This window comes from Kitasatospora sp. NPDC023385 (assembly GCF_055664045.1).
Window position 1 is genome coordinate 13,482 of the sequence record NZ_JBVOOL010000028.1, and the last position, 22,918, is coordinate 36,399.

General features: G+C 76.4%; 16 protein-coding genes. 8 read left to right on the top strand and 8 right to left on the bottom strand.

Annotated elements, in window-relative coordinates; all coding sequences use genetic code 11:
- Positions 1–8: 8 nt before the first annotated feature.
- From AC0B61_RS30635 to AC0B61_RS30645, 3 genes are all read right to left on the bottom strand, one after another.
- Positions 9–2,336 (bottom strand): ATP-binding protein, encoded by a 2,328-nt coding sequence (locus AC0B61_RS30635; protein ID WP_471744713.1) that lies wholly within the window; start codon positions 2,334–2,336, stop codon positions 9–11.
- A 336-nt stretch (positions 2,337–2,672) separates the two neighbouring features.
- Complete coding sequence (locus tag AC0B61_RS30640) at positions 2,673–5,387, bottom strand: AfsR/SARP family transcriptional regulator (RefSeq protein ID WP_471744715.1); 2,715 nt, start codon at positions 5,385–5,387, stop codon at positions 2,673–2,675.
- Between the two features lie 65 nt (positions 5,388–5,452).
- Positions 5,453–5,668, bottom strand: a complete 216-nt coding sequence (locus AC0B61_RS30645) for a hypothetical protein (RefSeq protein WP_471744717.1) — start codon at positions 5,666–5,668, stop codon at positions 5,453–5,455.
- A 291-nt stretch (positions 5,669–5,959) separates the two neighbouring features.
- On the opposite strand from AC0B61_RS30645, the gene AC0B61_RS30650 reads away from it, so the two are divergent.
- A complete protein-coding gene (locus AC0B61_RS30650) occupies positions 5,960–8,800 on the top strand; it encodes an AfsR/SARP family transcriptional regulator (RefSeq protein WP_471744719.1) in 2,841 nt (946 codons plus the stop codon).
- Here the strand turns inward: AC0B61_RS30650 and AC0B61_RS30655 are convergent.
- Together AC0B61_RS30655 and AC0B61_RS30660 are read right to left on the bottom strand one after the other, a co-directional pair.
- A complete protein-coding gene (locus AC0B61_RS30655) occupies positions 8,786–9,454 on the bottom strand; it encodes a sigma-70 family RNA polymerase sigma factor (protein ID WP_471744720.1) in 669 nt (222 codons plus the stop codon). The two genes, AC0B61_RS30650 and AC0B61_RS30655, sit on opposite strands and share 15 nt — an antisense overlap.
- 232 nt (positions 9,455–9,686) lie before the next feature.
- Positions 9,687–10,037 (bottom strand): hypothetical protein, encoded by a 351-nt coding sequence (locus tag AC0B61_RS30660; protein ID WP_471744721.1) that lies wholly within the window; start codon positions 10,035–10,037, stop codon positions 9,687–9,689.
- Positions 10,038–10,409: 372 nt separating this feature from the next.
- Here AC0B61_RS30660 and AC0B61_RS30665 point away from each other — a divergent pair, with 372 nt between their 5' ends.
- Both AC0B61_RS30665 and AC0B61_RS30670 read left to right on the top strand, forming a co-directional pair.
- Positions 10,410–11,942 carry a flavin monoamine oxidase family protein gene (locus tag AC0B61_RS30665; RefSeq protein WP_471744723.1) on the top strand — a complete coding sequence of 511 codons (1,533 nt, stop codon included), beginning with the start codon at positions 10,410–10,412 and terminating at the stop codon, positions 11,940–11,942.
- Positions 11,939–13,372 carry a glutamate-cysteine ligase family protein gene (locus tag AC0B61_RS30670; RefSeq protein WP_471744724.1) on the top strand — a complete coding sequence of 478 codons (1,434 nt, stop codon included), beginning with the start codon at positions 11,939–11,941 and terminating at the stop codon, positions 13,370–13,372. The genes AC0B61_RS30665 and AC0B61_RS30670 overlap by 4 nt, the downstream gene beginning before the upstream one ends.
- Here AC0B61_RS30670 and AC0B61_RS30675 read toward each other — a convergent pair.
- On the bottom strand, positions 13,348–14,151 hold the full coding sequence (locus AC0B61_RS30675) for a BREX system ATP-binding domain-containing protein (RefSeq protein ID WP_471744725.1): 804 nt from the start codon (positions 14,149–14,151) through the stop codon (positions 13,348–13,350). The two genes, AC0B61_RS30670 and AC0B61_RS30675, sit on opposite strands and share 25 nt — an antisense overlap.
- 300 nt (positions 14,152–14,451) lie before the next feature.
- Between AC0B61_RS30675 and AC0B61_RS30680 the strand changes: the two genes are divergently transcribed.
- On the top strand, positions 14,452–16,512 hold the full coding sequence (locus AC0B61_RS30680; RefSeq protein ID WP_471744727.1) for a phosphocholine-specific phospholipase C: 2,061 nt from the start codon (positions 14,452–14,454) through the stop codon (positions 16,510–16,512).
- Positions 16,513–16,609: 97 nt separating this feature from the next.
- Here the strand turns inward: AC0B61_RS30680 and AC0B61_RS30685 are convergent, their stop codons facing one another.
- Positions 16,610–16,909: a WhiB family transcriptional regulator gene (locus tag AC0B61_RS30685; RefSeq protein ID WP_471744729.1), complete on the bottom strand. Its 300-nt coding sequence runs from the start codon at positions 16,907–16,909 to the stop codon at positions 16,610–16,612.
- A 225-nt stretch (positions 16,910–17,134) separates the two neighbouring features.
- Here AC0B61_RS30685 and AC0B61_RS30690 point away from each other — a divergent pair, with 225 nt between their 5' ends.
- Both AC0B61_RS30690 and AC0B61_RS30695 read left to right on the top strand, forming a co-directional pair.
- The gene (locus tag AC0B61_RS30690; protein ID WP_471744731.1) at positions 17,135–18,343 is read left to right on the top strand and encodes an MFS transporter; all 1,209 of its coding nucleotides are present in this window, start codon (positions 17,135–17,137) and stop codon (positions 18,341–18,343) included.
- 119 nt (positions 18,344–18,462) lie between these two features.
- Positions 18,463–19,200, top strand: coding sequence for a class I SAM-dependent methyltransferase (locus AC0B61_RS30695; protein WP_471744733.1), 738 nt, complete (start codon positions 18,463–18,465; stop codon positions 19,198–19,200).
- Positions 19,201–19,264: 64 nt separating this feature from the next.
- Here AC0B61_RS30695 and AC0B61_RS30700 read toward each other — a convergent pair whose 3' ends face one another.
- Complete coding sequence (locus AC0B61_RS30700; protein ID WP_471744734.1) at positions 19,265–20,440, bottom strand: RsbRD N-terminal domain-containing protein; 1,176 nt, start codon at positions 20,438–20,440, stop codon at positions 19,265–19,267.
- 208 nt (positions 20,441–20,648) lie between these two features.
- Between AC0B61_RS30700 and AC0B61_RS30705 the strand changes: the two genes are divergently transcribed.
- Both AC0B61_RS30705 and AC0B61_RS30710 read left to right on the top strand, forming a co-directional pair.
- A complete protein-coding gene (locus tag AC0B61_RS30705; RefSeq protein ID WP_471744735.1) occupies positions 20,649–22,316 on the top strand; it encodes an FAD-binding dehydrogenase in 1,668 nt (555 codons plus the stop codon).
- A gap of 154 nt (positions 22,317–22,470) precedes the next feature.
- Positions 22,471–22,872, top strand: coding sequence for an SsgA family sporulation/cell division regulator (locus tag AC0B61_RS30710; RefSeq protein ID WP_471744736.1), 402 nt, complete (start codon positions 22,471–22,473; stop codon positions 22,870–22,872).
- Positions 22,873–22,918 lie beyond the last annotated feature (46 nt).

Below are 22,918 nucleotides of genomic sequence, written 5' to 3' on the forward strand. Positions count from 1 at the left end.
CGCGTGCGTCAGTGCCTCGGCGGCGCCGGCCGGGGGCCGTCCGCGCTCAGGTCGGTGAGCGCCTCGGTGAGCAGTTCGCGGGCCTCCTCGGCCCGGCCCTGCTCGATCAGCGCGGTGCCGAGCTCGGTCAGGGTCTTGGTCATGCTGTCCGGCCGGCCGACCGCCTCGTAGTGCACCAGCGCCTGCCGGTAGGCCTTCTCGGCGGCCGGCCAGCGCCGCAACGCCGCGCGGTCCAGGCCGAGTTCGTGCGCGGTCATGGCCGCCAGCAGGTGCATCAGCGGCGAGGACCAGCGGTCCACCAGCTCCAGGGCGCCGGCCAGTGCCCGCCGGCGGGTGTCCACCGCCTCCTCGGCCTGGCCGGACTCGCGCAGGCAGTTGGCGGCGCCGCGCAGGGTGACCAGCCGGCCGATCATGGCCGGGCGGCTGTCCACCTCGGCGAAGGCGTCCGCCGCCCGGTGGAAGGCGTCGATCGCCTCCTGGTAGCGGCGCAGGTAGCGCAGCCCGGCGGCGAGGTAGGTGAGCGCCCAGCCCTGCTGCTCCCGGTCACCGACCTCCTTCGCCAACTCCAGCCCCTCGGCGGCGAGTTCGATGCCACGCCGGTAGCGGTGCAGGCAGGTGACGTACGTCCAGGCCAGGTAGTTGACGTGCACCGCCTCGGCCCGCCGGTCGCCGAGCGCGCGGGCCGCGTCCACCGAGAGCTGGAACACCTCCGCCCAGGTGCCCCAGCTCAGCAGCCGGTCGGAGAACCAGTGCATGGCCTCGGCGGTGTCGACCACCTCCTGGTACCGGCCGGCCCGCTGCGCCTGGTGCAGGGCGGCCAGCCACTCCGGGTGCTCGTACTCCAGCCAGCGCGCCGCCTCGGTGAGGCGCTCGGGCCCGGCGCCGGCGGCGTCGGCGTCGTCCTGCTCGCGCTCAGGGTCGAACCGCAGCCCGTAGGCCGCCGCCCGGCCGAGGATCCAGCGCCCGGCCGCGGCCTTGGCGTCGGCCAGTTCCTCCGGTGTCTCGTCGGCGGCCAGCCGCTCGCCCGCGTAGAGCCGCACCAGGTCGTGCAGGCGGTAGCGGTCCGGGGTGGCCGGCTGCACCAGGCCGGCGTCGACGAGCTGCTCGAGGACCAGCTCGGTCCGGGCCGCCGACCGGCCCGCGTAGGCCGCGGCGACGGCCGCCGTGAAGTCCGCCCCCGCCGTCAGCGCGCAGCGCCGCAGGACCAGTTGGGACTCGGCGGGCAGCCGCCGGTAGGACAGTTCGAAGGCCGGGCGGACGGCCAGGTCGCCGGTCTCCAGCAGGTCCAGGCGGTTCTCCTCGGCGGCGAGCTGGCGCACCAGGTGGGCGACCGGCTGCTGCGGCCGGGCGACCAGCCGCTGCCCGGCGATCCGCAGCGCCAGCGGCAGGTAGCCGCAGAGCCGGGCCAGTTCGGCGGTGGCGTCGGGCGCCGCCTCGACCCGCTCGCGGCCGGCGATCCGGGCCAGCAGTCCGGCCGCCTCGGCCGGGGCGAGCACGTCCAGGCTCAGCCGGTGCACCGACTCCAGGCCGGGCAGCACGCTGCGGCTGGTCACGATGGTCACGGCCGGACCGGAGCCCGGCAGCAGCGGGCGCACCTGGCTTTCGTCGGCGGCGTTGTCCAGCACCAGGACCAGCCGCCGCTCGCGCACCAGGGCCCGGTAGAGGCCCGCCCGCTCCTCCGTCCCGGCGGGCACCGCGGCGTCCGCGACCCCGAGGGCGCGCAGCACCTGGCCGAGCGCGTCGCGCGCGGTCAGCGGCTGCGGGGACATCCCGCCGAGGTCGAGGGAGAGCTGGCCGTCGGGGAAGCGCGGGGTCAGGGTGTGGGCGGCGTGCAGGGCGAACGCCGTCTTGCCGAGGCCGGGTTGACCGCTGATCAGCACCACGCGGGGGTGGGTGGGGCAGTCGTCCGAGGCGAGGCCGGCGAGCGCGGCCAGGGCGTCGTCGCGGGCGGTGAAGTCGGCGATGTCGCGCGGCAGGGCGAGGGCGCTCTGGCCGGCGCCGGCGGGCGGCTCGGGCAGCGGATCCCGGGGCGCGGCCTGGGCCGGCGCCGGGGCCTGGCCCGGCCGGACGCCGCGCGGGCGCCCGCACTGCGCGGCCCGGTCCAGCGCGTCGCCCTGCGGCCCGTCCAGCCCGAGGGCGCCGGCCAGTGCGCGGACGGTGCGGCGCTGCGGTCCGCGGGTCCGGCCGCGCTCCATGTCCCCGAGGGCGCGCAGGCTGACTCCGGCGGCCGCGGCGAGCTCCTCCTGGGTCAGGCCGGACGCGACCCGGTGTCCGGTCAGCAGGCGGCTGAACTCGCCCGTGTCCGTGCCCGCCTCGGTGCCGCCGCCAGCCGTCATGCCCCGCCCCCGCTCCGTCGGTCCCGCCAGTTCCGCACTTCTGCCTGGAACCGTGTCCGGCAGACCGTGCCAGGCAGAAGTATGCCGCGCCGGAGGAATTCTTCGTACTCGGCTCCTGGTGAACGCTACCGCCCAGCTCAGACGTAGTGACGAAGTGTCGGGTGCAGCGGTGGCGGGAGGGGCACGCCGGGTCGCGCCGGACAGAACTGCCGATAGTTCCGCCTGCGGTTCCGCCGGCAGTCAGCAGTTTCCCAGCTCGCCCGGCCCCTCGACGGGTGCGGCGGTACGCACGGCCGGCGGTAGGCGCGGGGCGGCCGCCGGCGGTCCGCCGCCGGGTCAGCAGCTCCCCGCCACCAGCGTCTGCGCCTGCTGCCGCGCCTCGGCGCCCTCCACGCTGCGGCCCAGCTCGCACAGCAGGTCGGCGAGCAGGCCGTGCGAGCGGGCTTCCAGCGCCGGGTCGCCGACGGTGCGGCCCAGGGCGACGGCGAGCCGGGCCGAGGAGAGGGCGGCGTCGCGGCGGCCGAGCGCGTGCAGGGCGCGGGCCCGGCTGTGGGCGGCGAGGACGGCCTCCGCCCCGCCGGCACCGGCGGTGGCGGCCCGGACGGCCTCGTCGGCGTGGGCGAGGGCCGGCCCGGCGTCGCCGGCGAGGACCAGGGCGTCGGCGAGGTCGGTGAGCGAGCGGACCAGCAGGTGGCCGGTGGCGGGAGTACGGGCGGCGGCCGCCAGGTCGGTCAGCAGGGGCAGCGCCCGCTCGTAGCGTCCGGCGCGCACCAGCGCGGCGGCCACCCGGCTGCGGCACTGGTGGCGCAGCGCCGGGTCGCCGGCCCGGTCGGCCGCCGCGACGGCGCGGTCCAGGTGCTCGGCCGCGGTGCGGTGCGCCGCGCGGGCGACGTGCAGGACGGCGAGGTCGGTGCCGAGCCGGGCGACGGCCGCCTCGTCGCCGTCCGCGCGCGCGGCGCTCAGCCCGGCCTCGACGACGGCCCGCCAGTGGGTCCGTTCGTGGCCGGTGGTCTCGTACAGCAGGCCGATGCGGTGGGCGAGCTGCCAGGACTGCGCCGTCCGCCCGTACTGCTCGGCGCGGACCACGACGGCCCGCAGCGCGCTCTCCTCGCGGCGGAACCAGGCCGCCGCCCGCTCGCCGCCGCCGGCCGCCGGGCTCTCGGCCGTCCAGTCCGCGGTGGCCTCCAGGTAGTGCGCGATCAGCCGGTCGAGGGCGTCGAACCGTTCGTCGCAGCTGAGTTCGGCGGCCTGCCGGGCGGCGTGGCGGCGCACCAGCTCGCGCCGGGTGTAGCGGCCGGGGGCCGCCTCCTCCAGCAGGTGGACGGCGTCCAGCCCGGCCAGCAGGGTGCGGGTGGTGGCGGGCGGGAGGTCGGCGAGGGCGGCGGCGGTGGCGGTGTCGATCACCGCGCCGGGGTGCAGGCCGAGCAGGGTGAACAGCCGGGCGGCGGCGGGCCGCAGCGTCCGGTACGTCCGGTCCAGCGCGGTGGTGAGGCCGATCGGGCCGCGTGCGGTGCCGGCGCCGGTGCCGGAGAGGGCGGCCAATCCGGTCTCCTCGTCGGCGAGTTCGCGGACGAGGTCGCCCGGGGACCAGTCGGGTCGGGCGGCCAGCCGGGCGGCGGCCAGGCGCAGTGCGAGCGGCAGCCGGTCGCACCGCTCGGCGAGTTCGGCGAGTTCGGCGACGGCCTCGCGGTCGTCGCCCGTCCGGTCCGGGCCGAGGGTGCGGGCGAGCAGCGCGGCGGCGTCCTCGGCGGTGAGCACGCCCAGCGGGAGCGGGACGCCGCCCGCGCGGACCAGCAGGGGGCGCAGCCGGCTCCGGCTGGTGACGACGGTGACGGGCGCCGGTGCCTCCCCGCCGCGCTCGGAGCCGTCCACCCGCCTGGGGCCGCCCGCGGGGTCCGTCAGCGGCGGGTCGGGCAGCAGCGGGGCGATTTGCTCGTACGAGGCGGCGTCGTCCAGCACGACCAGCGTCCGCCGGCCGCGGAGCAGGTCGCGGTAGCGGCGGGAGCGCTCGTCGGTGGAGGCGGGCAGGGCGTCCGGGGCGACGCCGAGGGCGGTGAGGAACTCGGCCAGGACGTCGGCGGGTTCGCGCGGGCCGTCCGGGTCGAAGCCGCGCAGGTCGGCGCGGAGCACGCCGTCCGGGAAGTGCCCGGCGCCGCGCTGCGCCGCCCAGTGCCGGACCAGGGCGGTCTTGCCGACCCCCGCCGGACCGGTGACCAGGACCGGCCGGCCGGACCGAGCTGCGGGCAACGCCGCATCCAGCCCGGCGAGTTCGGCCGTCCGCCCGACGAACCGGCGGTCGGACGCGGCCGGCCGGGCGCTGAACAGGCCACCGGCGCGACGCAGTTCCGGCCCCGGCGGACCGGAGAGCCGGGCCACCGCCCGCTCGTACCGCTCCCGCGCCTCCGTGTGCCGCCCGCTCTGCTCCAGGCAGTGGACCAGCCGGGCGGCCAGCACCTGCCGGGACGGGTGGGCGTCGGCCGCCTCGGCCAGTTCGGCGACCGACTCGCCGCCCCGGCCCGCCCGGAGGAGCCCGTCGGCCAGCCGTTCCAGGGCGTGCAGCCGCAGATCGGTCAGGCCGGGGAGGATCCGCTCGCGCAGCAGCACGGAGCCGCAGTCGACGAGCGCGGGGCCGCGCCACAGGTCCAGCGCGGCGCGCAGCAGCGGCACCGCCGGGTCCTCCGGCGCCCCGCCGGCCCGGCCGGGGGGCTCGGGCCGCAGCACGCCCGCCTCCTCGCAGAGCCGTCCGAAGCGCAGCACGTCGACCCGGTCGGGCTCACCGGCCAGCACGTACCCGGACCCCCGGGTGCCCAACTCCAGGCCCGGCCCGTCCAGCAGTTGGCGCAGGGCCGCGACGTGCCCCTGCAGCGCGGCCCGCGCGGTGGGCGGTGCCGCGCCGTCCCAGACCAGCCCGATCAGCTCCTCGGTGGTCACCGCCTGGTTCAGCCGCACGGCGAGCGCGCTCAGCAGCGCCCGCCGTTTCGGGGCCGAGGGCGTCACGTCCCTGCCACCCTCCCGCCGCACGACCACCGGCCCGAGCAGATCGATGTGCACGCGCCCCTCGCCTTCCCCATCCGCGGGCCCCCCGAACCGTTCGAGGATAGGCCCGACCTGCCCGTTCACGCCGCGACCACCCGGTCGCCCCGGCCGGCCGCCGCGGGCCGCTCGCCGTGGGCGGGGCCGTGCCAGCGGACGCGGAGATTCGCACCGGCCGCGCATCCAGAGGCCGGGCCGGGGGCCGCCAACCGAAGCCCGGCCATGGCGAGTTCCTCCCCCGCCCCCGGCACCGGCCGCTCGAACCGGGCGTGCGGGCGCGTGCCGCGTCTCTCCGTCATGGCCGCACCGTATCGGACGGGTCCGACACGAAGGACCCGCCGCCTGCGGGGATCCCGGACCGGCACTGGCTCGGCCGGGCACCACACGCGACGGCGCAGGCACCACCCGGCCCGGCACGGGCAGCACGGGCGCGAGGCCCCGCGGCGGGCGCCGCAACCGCCGCCCGCCCCGCCCGCGTCCACCGAGGGCAGCGGCGGCGCCGTGTCACGGACCGGACGTATTCGCGCACTACACTGCTTCACCCCGAGGGCCGACCCTCGGGTCCGGCGTGGGGTGAGATGGGGGTACTGGTGCGGATTCGGCTGCTCGGCCCGGTGGAGTTGCGGGTCGAGGCGGACGGTTTCGCCACCTTGGCCGGGGCTCAGCAGCGGGCGATCCTGGCGCTGCTGGCGCTGCGGCTGGGGCGCGTGGTCACCGTCGACCAGTTCTGCGAGGTGCTGTGGGGGGAATGGCCGCCGGCCAGTGCGCGGGCGGCGGTGCAGGGGCACGTCGCCGCACTGCGCAAGGTGCTCGCCTTCACCCCGTTCGAGCTGCACACCCGGGCCTCGGGCTACCTGCTGGCCGGGCCCGCCGACGAGGTGGACGCGCTGCGGTTCGAGGCGCTGACGGCGCGGGCCGCCGAGCACGCCGACCGCGGTGGCGACGCCGAGGCGATCGCCCTGCTGGAGGAGGCGCTGCGGCTGTGGCGCGGCGAGGCGCTGGCCGACCTGCCGGACACCCCGGCGCGCGCGGCCGCGGTGGACCACCTGAAGCAGGCCTGCACCGCCGCCCTGCTCTGCTGGGCCGGACTGCGGCTGCGTCAGGGCACCGGCGCGGCGGCGGTGGCGGTCCTGGAGCAGAACGTCCGGACGGACGGGCTGCGCGAGGAGTTGGTGGCGCTGCTGATGCGCTGCCTGCACCAGGCCGGCCGGCCCGCGGACGCGCTGGCCGCCTACCACCGGGCCCGGCAGCGGCTGGACCGCGAACTGGGGATCCGGCCCGGCCCGGTGCTGCAGGCGGCACTCACCGAGGTGCTGGCCGAGGACCGTCCGGAGCGGCTGCCCGCCGCGCCGCCGGCCGCCGGCCCGCACACGTCCAACAGCGCCCACGGCCCGCACGCGCCCTGCCGGCTCCCCCGCCGGCCCGTGGACTTCGTCGGACGGGAGAGCGAGCTCCGCCGGCTCGACCACGACTGCGGCCCCGACCGCGTCGCGGACGGCCCGGTCCTGGTGGTCGGTCCCGCCGGGGTCGGCAAGAGCACGCTGGTCACCGCCTGGGCGCACCGGGCCGCCGCCCGCTTCCCCGACGGCCGGCTCTACGCCGACCTGCACGGCCTGGCCCCGGCCGGCCCGGCGCGGCCCGACGACGTCCTCGCCGACTTCCTGCACGTGCTCGGCGTCCCGCCCGACGCCGTGCCCGCCGACCGCGCCGCCCGCGCCGCGCTCTACCGGGAACGGACCGACGGCCGACGGCTGTTGGTGGTCCTGGACGACGCCGCCGACGCCGACCAGGTCGCCGACCTGCTGCCCGAGGGGCCCGGCTGCGCCGCCCTCGTCACCAGCCGCGGTTCGCTGGAGGACCTGGTCGCCCTCGACGGCGCCACCCTGCTGCGCCTGGCACCACTGCCCCCGGACGACGCGCTGCTGCTCCTGGAACGCGCCCTGGCCCCCGAGCGGGTGCGCGCCGAGGCGGACGCCGCGGCCCGGCTCGCCCGGCTCTGCGACCACCTGCCGCTCGCCCTGCGGATCGCCGCCGCCCAGCTGGCCGCCCAGCCGGGCTGGACGCTCGCCGGGCTGGCCGCCGAACTCGCCGACGAGGACACCCGGTTGGCCGTCCTGGACGCCGACGACACGCTCGGCCTCAAGGCACAGCTCGATCTGACGTACCATCACCTCTCCGATTCCGCCGCCGAGTTGCTGACCGCGCTGGCCGGCCACCCCGGCGCCGAAGTGGACACCCTGGCGAGCGCCGCCCTGCTGCGCACCGACACCGCCACCGCGCACCGGGCGCTCGGCGAACTGGCCGCGCACCACCTGCTCACCGGCGCCGCCCCCGGCCGCTACGGCCGCACCGACCTGGTCCGCCTGTTCGGCGCCGGCCTGCTCGACGAGAAGCCCGAACCGTACCGGCGCCTGCTGCGCGAACGCCTGGCGGACTACTACCTCGCCGCTCTGAAGCGCTGCGGCACCTTCCTCGACCCCGGCCAGGAGGACGCAGGCCCGCCGGCCCACCGGCCGCAGGCCGTCCCGACCATCGTCGACATCCGCACCGCACTCGACTGGTTCCGCGCCGAGGAGCCCGCGATCCGCGCCCTCGTCGACGCCACCGCCGTCGCCGACCCCGGCCGCGCCTGGCGCCTCGCCCTGGCCTCGGGCGCGCTGTACTACGGCGCCAGCCGCTTCACCGACTGGCTCGCCCGCGCCCGCACCGGCCAGGAGGCCGCCGAGCGCTGCGGCGACCCGGTCGCGGTCGCGCTGCTGCTCAACTGCCGGGCGCAGGCCCTGGTCGCGCTGGAACGCCGGCAGGAGTCGGCGGAGGCGGCGCGCAAGGCGGTGGCCGCCGCCGAGTCGGCGGACGGTCCCGCGGCCACCTCCGCGCGCATCCGGGCGCTCGCCACCCTGGCGCTGGTCACCGCGATGCTCGGCAACTCCGCCGAGGCCGGGCGGCTGGCGGCCTCCGCCACCGCCCTGGCCCTGGAGTCCGGCAACCGCCGCCGCCTGGTCGACGCCAAGGTCCACCAGGGCTGGGTCAGCCTGGCCACCGGCGACCGGGAGGGCGCCCAGCGCCGCTCCCGCGAGGCCCGCGAGCTGCTGCCGCCCACCCCGGTCACCCAGGTCCACCTGTGGTCGATGCTGACCGAGGCGCAGGCCCTCCCGCCGACCGTCCGCGACGACACCGCCGACCTCGCCTGGCACCGACTGCTCGCCGCGTGCGAGGAGGCGGGCCTGCTCTACCTGCACGCGGTCGCCGAACAGTCGTACGCCGCCCACCTGCTGTCCCGCGGCCGGGAGCCCGAAGTCCGGGGCCGGCTGCGCACGGCGCTCGACCGCTTCCGCGCGCACGACCGGCAGGCGGGTTTCCCGAGCGAGTTCACCAGCAGCCTGGAGGAGTCGCTGGACCTGCGCTCGCCCGACCGGTCACCGCGCGGCTGACGCCGCGCCCTTCTCCGCCCCCGCGCCCGCACACCCGCGCTCGACCGGCGCGTACCCGTGCTCGGCCGCCAGGACCGGGCGCAGCGCCCGGATCGCGTAGAAGTTGCGGGACTTGACCGTCCCCGGCGGCACCCCCAGCCGGGCCGAGGCCTCCAGCACCGACCGGTCCTTCAGGTGGAGCTCGACCAGCACCTCGCGGTGGTGCTTCTGCACCCGCCGCAGCGCCAGCGCGATGTCCCGGGCGACCACCACCTGCTCGTACGGGTCCTCGGCGAGCGGCCGGTCCTCCAGCTGCTCGCCGATCACCTCCTTGGCGCGGGCGGCGGCCATCCGGTAGTGGTCGATGGCGATCCGCCGGGCCACCGTGAACAGCCAGGGCCGGCTCTGCTCGGGCCCGGCGCTCAGCGCCTCGGGGTGCTGCCAGGCGCGCAGCAGGGTCTCCTGCAGGATGTCCTCGGCCTTGCCGCGGTCCCCGCCGGTGGCCCGCAGCAGCGCGCGCAGCAGGTAGCCGCCGTGCAGCCGGTGGATCTCGGCGAGCATCTCGGGGTCGAGGGTCGGGCGGGCGGCCGGGGCGGCGGCACCCCCCGCCGTGTCCGACGGGCCCGCGGAGGGCTGGGCGACGGGCGTGGGCTGAGCGACGGACGGCTTCGACACGCGCTACCTCTCAGGTCAGGCAGGGGCACACGGCACGGGCAGGGCACCGCTGGGCGCCGCCGGACATCCCCGGCGGCTACTGCGACAGCACACTGCCGGAGCCCGCCAAGTCCTCACCAACGATCCGCCAACGCCCGAAACGTTGCACGAAAACCGCAACGAGTTTTCCCGTGAGCGACACCGCCGGCTCCGCTCATGCCCGCCCGCCGCTCAGCCGTCGCCCGCCCGCCGCTCAGCCTTCGTTCAGCTCCCGGACCAGGTCCTGCACCCCGTCCTCGCCCCGGTGCTCAATCAGCACCGCGACCCAGGTCGCCAACCGCTCCCGCTCGGCCGCCGACCAGCCGGACGCCGACGGGTGCCCGTCCACCACCAGCGCGGCCGCCACCCCCAGCAGCCCCGGCGCCGACCCCGGCCGCCACCGCCCCCGCGGCGCCGCCCTCAACGCCAGCCGCCGGGCGACCGCGACCACCTCGTCCGCCGCCGCCTTCGGCACGTCCAGCCCGGGCGGCCCCGCGACCTCCGGTGCCCCGGCCCGTACCAGCGCCGCGACGAAGTCCCGTACCTCCGGCTCGTCCGCAACCATCCCGTGCCCCTCCCCCGTCCCGCTCCCGGGACTCGCGCTCGTTCTCGTTCACGTGGCACTCGGCGGGCGCCGGGTGCCACCGAACGACGGTACCGAGCGGTAGCCGGTCCGGCAGAGGCTTTTTCCCCTTCCCGACCCGCTCTACGGGCTCGCCGCCGACGCCGGTTCAGCCGCAGCCGGCCCAGCCACCGGTCCGGCCGCAGTTCAGCCGCGGTGCGGCCACACCCGCCAGAGGTGCAGACCACTGCCACCGAAGCCGCCGGGCCCCGCTGCGGGGCGCGCCGTCACTCGCATCGGCGCCGCGAAGTGGCAGGCGCCGGGGGCCGCACCGAGGCTGGGTCGGGGGTTCCGTCTCAGAGGGGCACGGTGCCGATGTTCGATACCAGCTTTGCGTTCCCGTCCTCCCTGCTGCACCCGGTGGGCGGCGCCCGGGGCCGGGTGGCCGTGGTCGGGTCGGGCGTCGCCGGGCTGGTGTGCGCGTACGAGTTGCAGCGCCGGGGCTTCGACGTCGTCGTGTACGAGCGGGCGAACCGGCCGGGCGGGCGGGTGCGCACCCACCGTTTCTGGGACGGCACGCACGTGGACCTCGGCGCCATGCGCATCCCGGGCAACCACCACTGCGTGCTGCACTACGTCTCCCGGTTCGGGCTGGCGACCCGCCCCTTCGTCAACGCCAATCCGCGCGCCTACTACCACCTGCGCGGCCGACGGGTCCGGGTGCAGGACGTCGCGGCGCTGTTCCCCGCGTACGCGCTGCGCCCGGCCGAGCGGCAGGCGCCGACGCCGGTGCTGGACCACCTGCTCGGCTCGGTGTGGCGCACCCTCACCGTCGAGCAGCAGCGCCGCACCCTGCAGGGCCACTGGGGTGACCCGGCACTGGAGCGGGCAGCCTCCGTGTCGCTGTGGCAGTTCGTCCACGAGCACCTGTCGCAGGACGCCTGGGACCTCATCGGGCACGCCAGCGGTCTCGCCCACTACGAGCAGTCCTCGCTGCTGGAGGTGCTGGTCGACTACTTCGGCCTGTTCCACAGCGGGCAGGTCGAGCTGGTGGACGGGCTGGACGCGCTGGTCCACGCCTTCGTCCGGTCCCTGCGCCCCGGCACGCTCCAGCTCTCCACCCAGGTCGAGGAGTTGGCGCTGACCACGGACGGCGTGCAGATCCGCGGCCGGCGGCTCGGCGGCCGGCTGCGCGACCACGCCGACTACGTGGTCTGCTGCGTCCCGGCGCCCGCACTCGACCTGATCGCCGTCACCCCGGGCCTGCCGCACGCCCAGCGGCACGCCATCCGCGGCATCAGCTACGCGAGCAGCACCAAGACCGTCCTGCACCTGACCCGCCGACGCTGGGAGCTGGCGGACGGCATCCACGGCGGCGGCAGCTTCACCGACCTGCCGATCCAGCAGTGCTGGTACCCGTCGGACAACGCCGTCCTGGCCGAGCACGGCGTCAACGGCAGCGCCGGCCCGCACTGGGCCCCGCGCGACCCGCAGCGCTCCTCCGAGCCGACGGCCCTGCTCGGCGCGTACCTGTGGGGCGCGAACGCCCGCCGCTTCGCCGCACTGCCGACGGCGGACCGGGACGCGCTGGTGCTGGACTGCCTGGAGAAGCTCCACCCGGGCATCACCGCCGACGTGGACGACATCGTGCACTGCAACTGGGACGTGCAGACCGGCATGGGCGGCGGCGCCTTCGCCCACCTGACGCCCGGCGAGCACACCCGCTACCTGAGCGTGCTGGGCTCCCCGCACCCGGCGGGGCGGCCGCGGGTGTTCTTCGCCGGCGAGCACCTGTCCGGCGCCCACGCGTGGTGCCAGGGCGCCGCGCAGTCCGCCCTGGGCGCGGTGAGCGCACTGCTCGACCGGGTGGACCACCCCCGGGCGACCACCCGGGTGGGGGCGCTGTGACCGGCCCGGCTACCGCGTCAGGCGCCAGCACCAGCAGTAGCACCGGCACCGTCGGCACCAACGGCGGCCCGGCGTCGGGCCCTGCCCCCGACCTGGCGCTCGGCCGGGACGAGCTCCTGGCCCCGTTCCGCCCGTCCGCCGCCGAGCAGGTCGGCATCGAGGTCGAGTGCGGCCTGCTCGACCCGGCCACCGGACGGGCCGCCCGCTACTGGGGCCCGAACGGCGTGCTCGCCGTCCTGGAGGCGGTGCTCGCCAAGTGGGGCGGCGAGCGGCAGGAGGACGCCGGCCGGCTGACCGGCGTCCTGCTGCCGGACGGCACCCGGATCACCCTGGAGCACGGCGGCCAGATCGAGTACTCCTCCACGCCGGTCCCCGGCGTGGCCAAGGCCGTGGCCGACATGCGGGCGGCGCTGGAACGCCTCGCCGAACTCGTCGACCGGTTCGGACTGGCCCTGGTGCCCGGCGCCAACCTGCCCTTCGACCGGCTGGAGGACATGGAGTGGGTGCCGATGACCCGGGGCGCCATCATGCGGGACCACTTCGCGGGGCTGGGCGAGGCGGGCAACCGGGCCCGGTACGTCATGGCGCTTTCGCTGTCCACCCAGGTCACGCTGGACCACCTCTCCCCCGAGGACTTCACGCAGAAGCTGCGGACGCAGATGGCCGCGGCCCCGGTCGTCTCCGCCCTGCTCGTCAACTCGCCCATCCAGGAGTCCCGTTCGGAAGGACTGCTGTCCCACCGCTGCTGGGCCTGGCTGCGGATGGACCCGCACCGGTCCGGGGTGCTGCCGCCCGCACTGCGACCCGACGTCACCGTCGAGGACGTCGCCGACTGGGCCCTCGGCGTCCCCCTGATCCACTACCGCACCCCGGACGGCCGCTACCACCCGGCGCCGCCCGGCCGCACCTTCGCCGACCTGCTCCGGCACGGCTACCCGGACGGCTCCAGGCCGACGCCCGCCCACTGGGCCGCCCACCTCGACCAGCTGTGGACCAACACCCGGGTCCGCCACACCCTGGAGCTGCGCGCCGCCGACGGCCCGCCGTACCCGTTCATCCCCGCCGTCCCCGCGCTCTGGACCGGCCTCGGCTACCACCCCGAATCCCGGGCCGCCGTCTGGGAGTTGCTCGGCCACTACACCCTGCGGGACCACCGGGCCGCGCTCGCCGCCCTGCCCGCCCAGGGCCTGGCCGCCCGGCTCGGCGACGTCCCGGTGCGCCCGCTGGCCGCCGAACTGCTCCGCCTCGCCCGGGCCGGCCTGGCCGCCCGCGTCACGGCGGGCCTCGAACCGCCGCACGTCCTCGACTACCTGGACCCGCTGGACGACATCGTCGCCACCGGGCAGACCTTCGCCGAGCAGTGCCTCCGGCGCTGGCACGGCGACCTGCGCGGCGACCCGGCCCGCTACGTCGCCGCGCACCGGGTCTGACCCCCCGGGCCGGCCAGCCCACCGCGGCGTCGGCGCGTTCCAGGCACTCCCGCGGCTCCGCGCTGCTGGGCGGCCGCCAGCTGGCGTGGCAGTTCCACCAGGGCGAGGGGGTTCCCGGCGGCCTCCGTCAGGATCCGGTCCCGGGCGGGCGCCGCGAGCTCGGGGTGGCAGCTGCCCAGCAGCAGGGCGGCGTCCGTCCGGGGCAGGGCCCGTACCTCGACGGCCTCGGCCGACCAGGTCTGCGCGGCCGGCCCGTCCGGGCGGGAGGCGCCGACGATCACCGTCGGCAGGTCGGCGCAGCGCCGGTGGAGGAAGCCGAAGACGGTCGCGCTGGACGAGTCGATCCAGTGCAGGTCGTCCAGGACCAGCAGCACGGACGCGGTCCGTACCGCCTCTTCCAGCAGTGCCAGGGCGGCCGCGCCGACGGCGAAGCCGCTCGGGGTGCCGGAGCGGACGCCGAGTGCGCTCTCCAGGGCGTCCCGCTGGTGGGCGGAGAGCGCGCCGGAGCGCTGGAGCAGCGGCCAGAACGCCTGGTGGAGGGCCCCGAACGCGAGGTCGGTCTCCGCCTCGGCGCCGGTGGCCCGCAGGACGGTGAAGCCGCGCTCGCGTGCCGCGCGCTCCACCCAGGCGAGCAGGGTGCTCTTGCCGACGCCGGCCTCGCCGCGCAGCAGGACCGTGGATCCGCTCGCGCCGTCCTCGGCCTGCACCAGGGCGGCGGTGAGGAGTTCCGTCTCCCGCTGCCGCCCGACCACGGCCCGGGCCGGGCTGTCCTGCACCACTCTTGGCGTCCCCTCGGGTCGGTCCGACGGCCCGGGCCCTCCGGGCACCCAGAGGCTAGCGCCCGCCGGGACCTGCCGTTACCACGCTGGGTGTGGCTCCGACCACACGCGGCGATGCGGGCGGCAGCGGTCCGGTTCCCGCCGCCGGGCCGCCCGCGCCGACGGAACGTGTTCAGACAACTCGAGGCGTTCGCCGGACGTACAACGGGCAGTCATGAGTGGTCCGCCGGAAGGTACCCCGCAGCCGCTGTCCTTGGGGTGCCGTCCTCCACCCTCGTGACATGCAGAGGTCATCCACCCATGGCAGAGCTGAACCGCCGTCGCTTCCTCCAACTCGCGGGCGCCACCGCCGCGTTCACCACGCTGTCGCAGAGCATCGCGCGGGCCGCGGCGATCGCCCCGCAGGGCGCCACCGGCACCCTCCAGGACGTGGAGCACATCGTCGTCCTGATGCAGGAGAACCGTTCCTTCGACCACTACTTCGGGGCCATGAAGGGCGTCCGCGGCTTCGGCGACCCCCGCCCGGTGACGCTGCCCAGCGGCAAGTCGGTGTGGCACCAGACGGACAGCAGCAGGAAGGAGGTGCTGCCGTTCCGCCCCCAGGTGAACGACCTGGGCATGCAGTTCGTCCAGGACCTCAACCACGACTGGGCCGGCAGTCACCGGGCCTTCAACAACGGCAGGTACGACCAGTGGGTGCCCGCCAAGACGGCCACCACCATGGCCTACCTGACCCGCCAGGACATCCCGTTCCACTACGCGCTCGCCGACGCCTTCACCATCTGCGACGCCTACCACTGCTCGTTCATCGGCTCCACCGACCCCAACCGCTACTACCTGTGGACCGGCTTCACCGGCAACGACGGCACCGGCGGCGGCCCGGTCCTCGGCAACCAGGAAGCCGGGTACAGCTGGACGACCTACCCCGAGCGGCTGGAGCAGGCCGGGATCTCCTGGAAGGTCTACCAGGACATCGGGGACGGCCTCGACGCGGCCGGCTCATGGGGCTGGATCAGCGACGCCTACCGCGGCAACTACGGCGACAACTCGCTGCTCTACTTCACCAACTACCGCAACGCCAAGCCCGGCGACCCGCTGTACGACAAGGCCCGCACCGGCACCAACGCCAAGGCCGGCGACGGCCTCTTCGACGCGCTGCGCCGCGACGTGCAGGCCGGCACCCTGCCGCAGGTCTCCTGGATCGCCGCCCCCGAGGCCTTCACCGAACACCCCAACTGGCCCGCGAACTACGGCGCCTGGTACGTCTCCCAGGTCCTGGACGCGCTCACCGCCAACCCCGACGTGTGGGCCCGCACCGCGCTGTTCATCACCTACGACGAGAACGACGGCTTCTTCGACCACGTCGTGCCGCCGTTCCCGCCCTCCTCCGCCGCCCAGGGCCTGTCGACGGTGTCGACCGCGGCCGACTACTTCGCCGGGAACGCCGGCTACGCGGCCGGACCGTACGGCCTCGGCCAACGGGTGCCGATGCTGGTCGTCTCGCCCTGGAGCACCGGCGGCTACACCTGCTCCGAGACCTTCGACCACACCTCGATCATCCGCTTCATGGAGCGCCGCTTCGGCGTGCCGGAGCCCCACATCTCGCCCTGGCGGCGCGCCGTCTGCGGCGACCTGACCTCCGCCTTCGACTTCACCGCGTCCGCCCCGGCGCCCACCGCGCTGCCCTCCACGGCCGGCTACCTCCCGCCGGACCGCAACCGGCACCCGGACTACGTGCCCGCCCCGCCCGCCACCGGCACCATGCCGAAGCAGGAACCCGGCGCCAAGCCCACCCGCCCGCTCAAGTACGCCCCGTACGTGGACGGCACGGCCGACACCGCCACCGGCAAGTACCGGCTCGCCTTCAGCGGCGGCCCGGCGGCCGGTGCCCAGTTCCTGGTGACCTCGGCCAACCGCACCGACGGCCCCTGGACGTACACCGCCGAGGCCGGCAAGTCGATATCGGACGCCTGGAACACCACCTACTCCAAGGGCGTCACCGATCTCACCGTCCACGGCCCCAACGGCTTCCTGCGGCGCTTCCGCAACCCTGGCACGACGGCCGGCCCCGAAGTCACCGCCCGCCACGACCCGAGCACCGGCAGCCTCGCCCTCACCTTCACCAACGCGGGCGCGGCAGACGTCGTCCTCACCGTCACCAACGCCTACGGCGGTTCCCCGCAGACCGTCACCGTCCGCCGGGGCGCGACCGTCCCGTACCGCGTCGACCTCCGCGCCTGCCGCAACTGGTACGACGTGACCGTCACCTCCGGCGCGACCGCCGACTTCGTCCGCCGCCTCGCCGGCCACGTCGAGACCGGCGCCCCCGGCCTCTCCGACCCGGGCCTGATCACCTCCTGACCCCGCGGTACGGGCCCGGCCGGTCGGCTCCGGTCGGCGTCGGCTCCGGTCGGCGTCGGCTCCGGTCGGCGTCGGCTCCGGCCGGTCGGGCCCGCCGCTACGCGACCCGCCAGGCCGGGTCCGTCCCGCAGGTGAACAGGGCCCGCCGCTCCTCCTCCGTCAGGCCGCCCCGGATGCCGTACGGCTCCCGGGTGGCGAGCGCGTGCCGACGGCACTCCACGCGGACGGCGCAGCCCGCGCAGACCGCCTTCGCCGCCCGCCGGTGCTCCTCCAGGGCGGCACCGCCCCCGTCGGCGGGGCGGAGGAAGACGCTGCTGTCGGCGGTGCGGCAGGCCGCCTCCGCGGGCCAGGTCCAGTGCTGCTCCGGTGCTCCGGCACGGCGGGAGATGTCGGCCACTGCGGCCCCTTCCGAACGAGGTGGACGGTGTTCACGCACCCGTCTAACCCCGATCCGCGCCTTCATGCCCCACCGCCCCCGTCCGTCACCCGCTCCCCTTCCTCGCCCCGGCCGCCCCTGGCAGCCCCGGGCAGTCCCGGGCAGCCCCGGCGGACGGCGGCCATTCGGCGCAGCGCCCCCGCAGACCCCGGGCCCCGCCCGTGGCGCCGCGCCTATCGTGGGCGGATGACCGACCGTCGGACCGCTCGGCCCGCCGTCGCCCGATCGGGCTACCTCCTGGCCGCCGTCGCCTTCGCCGTCTGCATGGCGGGCACGACCCTGCCCACGCCCCTCTACGGGCTGTACCAGGAGAAGATCGGCTTCTCCGAGCTGACGGTGACCGTCGTCTTCGCCGTCTACGCCTTCGGTGTCATCGGCGTCCTGCTACTCGTCGGCAACGTCTCCGACACCATCGGGCGCCGCCCCGTCCTGCTCGGCGGCCTGGGGTTCGCGGCCTGCAGCGCCGCCGTCTTCCTGGCCGCGGACAGCGTGCCGCTGCTCTGCCTGGGCCGTCTGCTGTCCGGCTTCTCGGCGGGCCTGTTCACCGGCGCCGGCACCGCGTACGTACTGGAGCTCGCCCCGCCCGGGCGGCGGGACCGCGCGGGCTTCGTCGCGACCGCCGCCAACATGGGCGGCCTCGGCTGCGGCCCGCTGCTGTCGGGCCTGCTCTCCCAGTACGCGCCCGGCCCGCTCGTCCTGCCCTTCGTCGTGCACCTGGCCCTGCTCGCCGTGTCCGTCGCCCTCCTCCTGCTCCTGCCGGAGACCGTCGAAGGGGCCCGCCCGCTGCGCTCCGCCCGGCCCGTCCGGCCCACCCTGCCGCCGGAGGTCCGCCGGGTGTTCACCCCCGCCGCGATCGCCGCGTTCGCGGGCTTCTCGCTCCTGGGCCTCTTCACCTCCGTCAGCCCCGCCTTCCTGAACGGCGGGCTGAACGTCCACAACCGGGCGGTCGTCGGGCTCATCGTCTTCACCGCCTTCTTCGCCTCCACCCTCGGCCAGCTCCTGGTGCCCCGGCTGGGCACCGCCCGGGCGATCCCGCTGGGCTGCCTGGTGCTCATCGCCGGGCTGGCCCTGCTGGCCGCCTCACTCGCCTGGACCGCCGTCGCGCCGCTGGTGCTCAGCGCCCTGGTGGGCGGTGCGGGCCAGGGCATGGGCCTGCGCGGCGCCGTGGGCGAGGTCGCCGCCGCGAGCCCCGCCGAGCACCGCGGGGGCGCCCTCTCCGCGCTCTTCGTGGTCGCCTACTTCGGCATCTCGATCCCGGTGATCGGCGTCGGCCTGCTCACCGGGCCGGTCGGCCTGGCCCACGCCGGCCTGGTCTTCGCCGCCTGCATGGCCGTGCTGGCCGCCGCCTCCGGCGCGTACCTGCTGCGGCAGCCGGGCCCGGACACCCAGACCTGACCGCGCCCCGCCCGGAAGCGCCCTCTGTCCGGACGCGCCCGCCGCCGGCCCGTTTTGCTTCTCGGGGCGGGTACCGATAGACACGGTCCCGACACTGTGCGTGACAACAGGAGGTCCCCATGAGCGTGACCAATCGGTACCGGGACGCCTGGGAGGGCTTCTGGCGCGACGCCCCCGAGGAGCCCGGCTCGGTGATCTGGGACGCCGAACCGGCCGTCACCGCGGCCCGCCACCTCGCGCTGTTCGAGCGCCACCTCACCGCCCCGGAGCTGCCCGTCGTCGACCTCGGCTGCGGCAACGGCACCCAGACCCGCTTCCTCGCCGGCCACTTCGCCCGCGCCGTCGGGGTCGACCTGTCCGCCGCCGCCCTCGACCTCGCCCGCCGCCGCGACCAGGCGCGGCGGGCCGAGTTCGCCCAACTGGACGCCACCGACGCCGACGCCGTCCGGGCGCTCCACGACCGCCTCGGTGACGCCAACGTGTACGTGCGCGGCGTGATCCACCAGAGCGAGCCGGCCGACCGCCGCCCCGTCGCCGAGGCCGTCGCCACGCTGGTCGGCGAGCGCGGCCGGGCCTTCGTCGTCGAACTCTCCGCCGCGGCCAAGGAGGTCCTGACGGGCCTCGCCCGGGATCCCGCCGGACCGCCCCCGAAGCTGGTCCCGGTGTTCGCCCACGGCCTCGCCCCCGCCGAGGTCGCCGACGCCGCCTTCACCGAACTCTTCCGCGAGGCCGGGCTCACCGTCCTCGCCACCGGCGACCTGCCGCTGGCCACCACCGAATCCACCCCCGACGGCCGGCCGATCGACCTGCCCGCCCAGTGGCTGGTCGTGGCCGCGGGCCGGGCCGAGCACGCCTGACCGGCGGCCCCGGCCGTCCGGTGCCCGACGCGGGCCGGGCCCGGGCGGCGGTTACGAGCGGCGGTTACGGGCGGGCCCGGGCGAGGAGCGCCGTGCGGAAGGCGAAGCGGTTCCACGGTGTCCGCGGGTCACGGCCGGTCGCCGTCGCGAGGCGGCGCATCCGGTAGCGGACGGTCTGCGGGTGGACGTGGAGGCGGGCGGCCGCCCGGGCGGCGCCGTCGGAGTACAGGACGGCGTCGAGCGTGCGCAGGGTTTCGTCGTCCTGCGCGAGCCGGCCCAGCACCGAGTCGGCCACCCGCGCGGGATCGGCGTCCGGGTGGCCGGTGACCAGAGCCACCACTTCCAGGTCTCCCCGGTCGAGTACCCGGCGCTCGGCCCGGACGACGGACGGGGCGTGCCGGACGCCGTGGGCGGCGAGGCGGTAGTCGCGCGGCGCGGTGGCGGCGGTGACCCCCGTGAGCAGGGCGCCGGTGAGCTCGTGACCGGCCATCAGCCGGCTCAGCGCCGCCCCGTCGACGGCCTTGACCAGGGCGACCCCGACGCCGTCCATGGTGGTGTGGATCGAGGTGAGTTCGCGGTCCGCCGCCTCGCCCGCGGCCCGCGCGTCCAGCGCGGCGGCGGCCACGGCCGACACGGCCGTGGCGGCCGCCAGGGGCACGGTGGCGGCCGGGGGCGCCGGGGCCACCACCACCAGGTCGAACGACGCCGGGAGTTGGGCGTCGAGCTCGCGCAGGCGCGCCCGCAGGGTGCCGGGGTGGCTCTGCCGGCCGAGCAGCAGGTCGGTGAGCAGCCCGCGGAGCGAGCGCTCCCGGTCCTCGCTGAGGATGCGCCCGGTCGACTCGTAGCCGTCGAAGATCGCCTCGGACGACTGGTCGAGCACCGTCAGCCACACCCGGGCGAGCGCGGCGATGTCCCCGGCGGAGAGGCCGTCGGCGAACCCGTCGCCGATCCGTTCGAAGAAGGCGAGCGCGGCGACGCGGTACGCGCGCAGGACCGCCGCGAGGGGGCGGGCGTCCCGCGCCCGGACCGAGCCGACGCTGCGGAACATCCGGAGGTCGTCGGCCTCCAGGGCCCCGTCCACGGCCCAGAGTTCGAGCACCCTCCGCAGCGTCCACCCGATGATCGAGCGGACTTCGTCGAGCTGGCGGGCGTCGAGGTTGGCGTAGGCCGGGACCTCGCGGGCGACGGCGGCCAGGAACGAGTCGACCACGGCCGTCTCGTCCTTCAGGATCCGGGTCACGGCGCTCCGCCGGTCACCCCGACCGGAGGCAGCAGCGGGAGCGGCGGGCGCGGCGGCGCCCGGCGGGGGCGCCACGCCTTGTGCCGCGGCCACAGTCTTCTTTGTCACCACGTGACAAGACTAGTCCCGGCCGCCCCGCCCGCCGCGCGACCATGGGAGCGCGGAGCCGTCGCGACCGCGCGACGGCGGTGTCCTGCGGGAGAGCCGAATGACGTTCCAGCCAGAGGTCATCGTGGTCGGTGCCGGCCTCGCCGGGTTGGTGGCGGCCCACGAGCTGGCGAAGGCCGGCCGGCGGGTGCTGGTCGTCGAGCAGGAGAACCGGCGGAACCTGGGCGGGCAGGCGTTCTGGTCCCTCGGCGGCCTCTTCTTCGTCGACAGTCCCGAACAGCGCCGCGCCGGGATCAAGGACTCCCTGGAGCTCGCCCGGCAGGACTGGTTCGGCTCGGCGGCCTTCGACCGGCTCGACGACGAGGACGTCTGGGGCCGGCGCTGGGCCGAGGCGTACGTGGCGTGGGCGGCCGGCGGCAAGCGGCGGTACCTGCGCGAGCTCGGCCACCGGGTGGTGCCGCTGGTGGGGTGGGCCGAGCGGGGCGGCGGCTCGGCCACCGGCCACGGCAACTCGGTGCCGCGCTTCCACATCACCTGGGGCACCGGCCCCGGGGTGGTGGAGGCGTTCGCCCGTCCGGTGCTGCGGGCGGAGCGGAGCGGGCTGGTGCGGTTCGCCTTCCGGCACCGGGTCGACGAACTGCTGACGGAGGCGGGGGCCGTGGTCGGCGTACGCGGGTCGGTGCTGGCGCCCGACGACTCCGGGCGCGGCCTGACGTCCTCGCGCGAGGTCGTCGCCTCCTTCGAGGAGCGGGCGGCGGCGGTCGTGGTGACCTCCGGCGGCATCGGGCACAACCACGCGCTGATGCGCGCCAACTGGCCCACCGACCGGATCGGCCCGGCGCCGCGGCACCTGATCTCCGGCGTCCCCGCCCACGTCGACGGCCGCATGCTCGCCATCACCGAGGAGGCGGGCGGGCGCGTCGTCAACCGCGACCGGATGTGGGCCTACACGGAGGGCGTCCACAACTGGGATCCGGTCTGGCCCGACCACGCCATCCGGATCCTGCCCGGCCCGTCCTCGCTGTGGTTCGACGCCGACGGGCGCCGGCTGACCGGTGCCTCCGGAGTGCCGGGCGCGGACTCGATCGGCGCGATGAAGCAGATCCTGGCCACCGGGTACGACTACTCGTGGTTCATCCTGACCCAGTCGATCATCGAGAAGGAGTTCGCGCTCTCCGGATCGGAGCAGAACCCCGACCTGACCGGCCGGGATCTCGGCTTCGCCCTCAGGAGCCGGCTCGCCAAGGGCGCACCCGCCCCGGTGGAGCGCTTCAAGCAGCACGGCGAGGACTTCGTCGTCGCCCGGACCCTGCCCGAGCTGGTCGCGGCCATGAACGCGATCGCCCGCGGCCCGAAGCTCGACGCCGCCGACATCGAGCGGCAGATCGTGGCCCGCGACCGCGAGCTGGCCAACAGGTTCAGCAAGGACGTGCAGGTGATGGCGATCCACAACGCCCGCAGGTCCCTGACCGACCGGATCGCCCGGGTCGCCAGGCCCCACCGGATCCTCGACCCGGCGCACGGCCCGCTCATCGGCGTCCGCCTCAACATCCTGTCCCGCAAGACCCTCGGCGGCCTGCAGACCGACCTGGACTCCCGGGTCCTCGGTCCCGACGGCGCCCCGGTCCCCGGCCTCTACGCCGCCGGCGAGGTCGCCGGCTTCGGCGGCGGGGGCGTGCACGGCTACAACGCCCTGGAGGGCACCTTCCTGGGCGGCTGCATCTTCTCGGGCCGCGCGGCGGGCCTGGCCCTGGCCCGCCGCCCGTAGGCCCGCCGCCCTCGGGCCCGCCGGCGCGGTTCACGGAGCGATTCCGCTCACACCGGTGGCCCCTCCGTGCGGTGGATCGGCTCTGAGCGGGTAACCGAGCGCTGCCGGTGCCCGCCTCTCGGTACCGCCGATCACAGAAATGGGGTCCTGCCGCATGCCCGTCACCGCTTCCCGGTCCACCGCCGTCACCCTGCCCGAAGGCCCGTTCCCCCAGGTGGCCGTCGAAGCCGAGCTGCGCTTCGACACGTCGCTGCCGTACGCGGTGTGCCTGGCCTTCCCCCCGCTCGACGAGGGCGGTGAGGTGCGGTGGGTCTTCGCACGCGAGCTGCTGAACGAGGGGCGCCACGCCCCCGCCGGGTCGGGGGACGTGACCGTCGCCCCCGGGCGGGACGGCCAGGTCCTCGTCACCCTGCGCTCCCCCGGCGGGCGGGCCGTGGTCAGCATCCCGTCGGACGCCGTGACGGCGTTCCTCTTCGATTCCTACGCCGTGGTCCCGGCCGGCACCGAATCCGCCCATCTCGATCTCGACTCCGCCCTCGCCCAGCTGCTCCTGTGACGGTTCAGGCGCGGGCGGTCGGCTCGTTTTCCTGATCGCGCGCCGA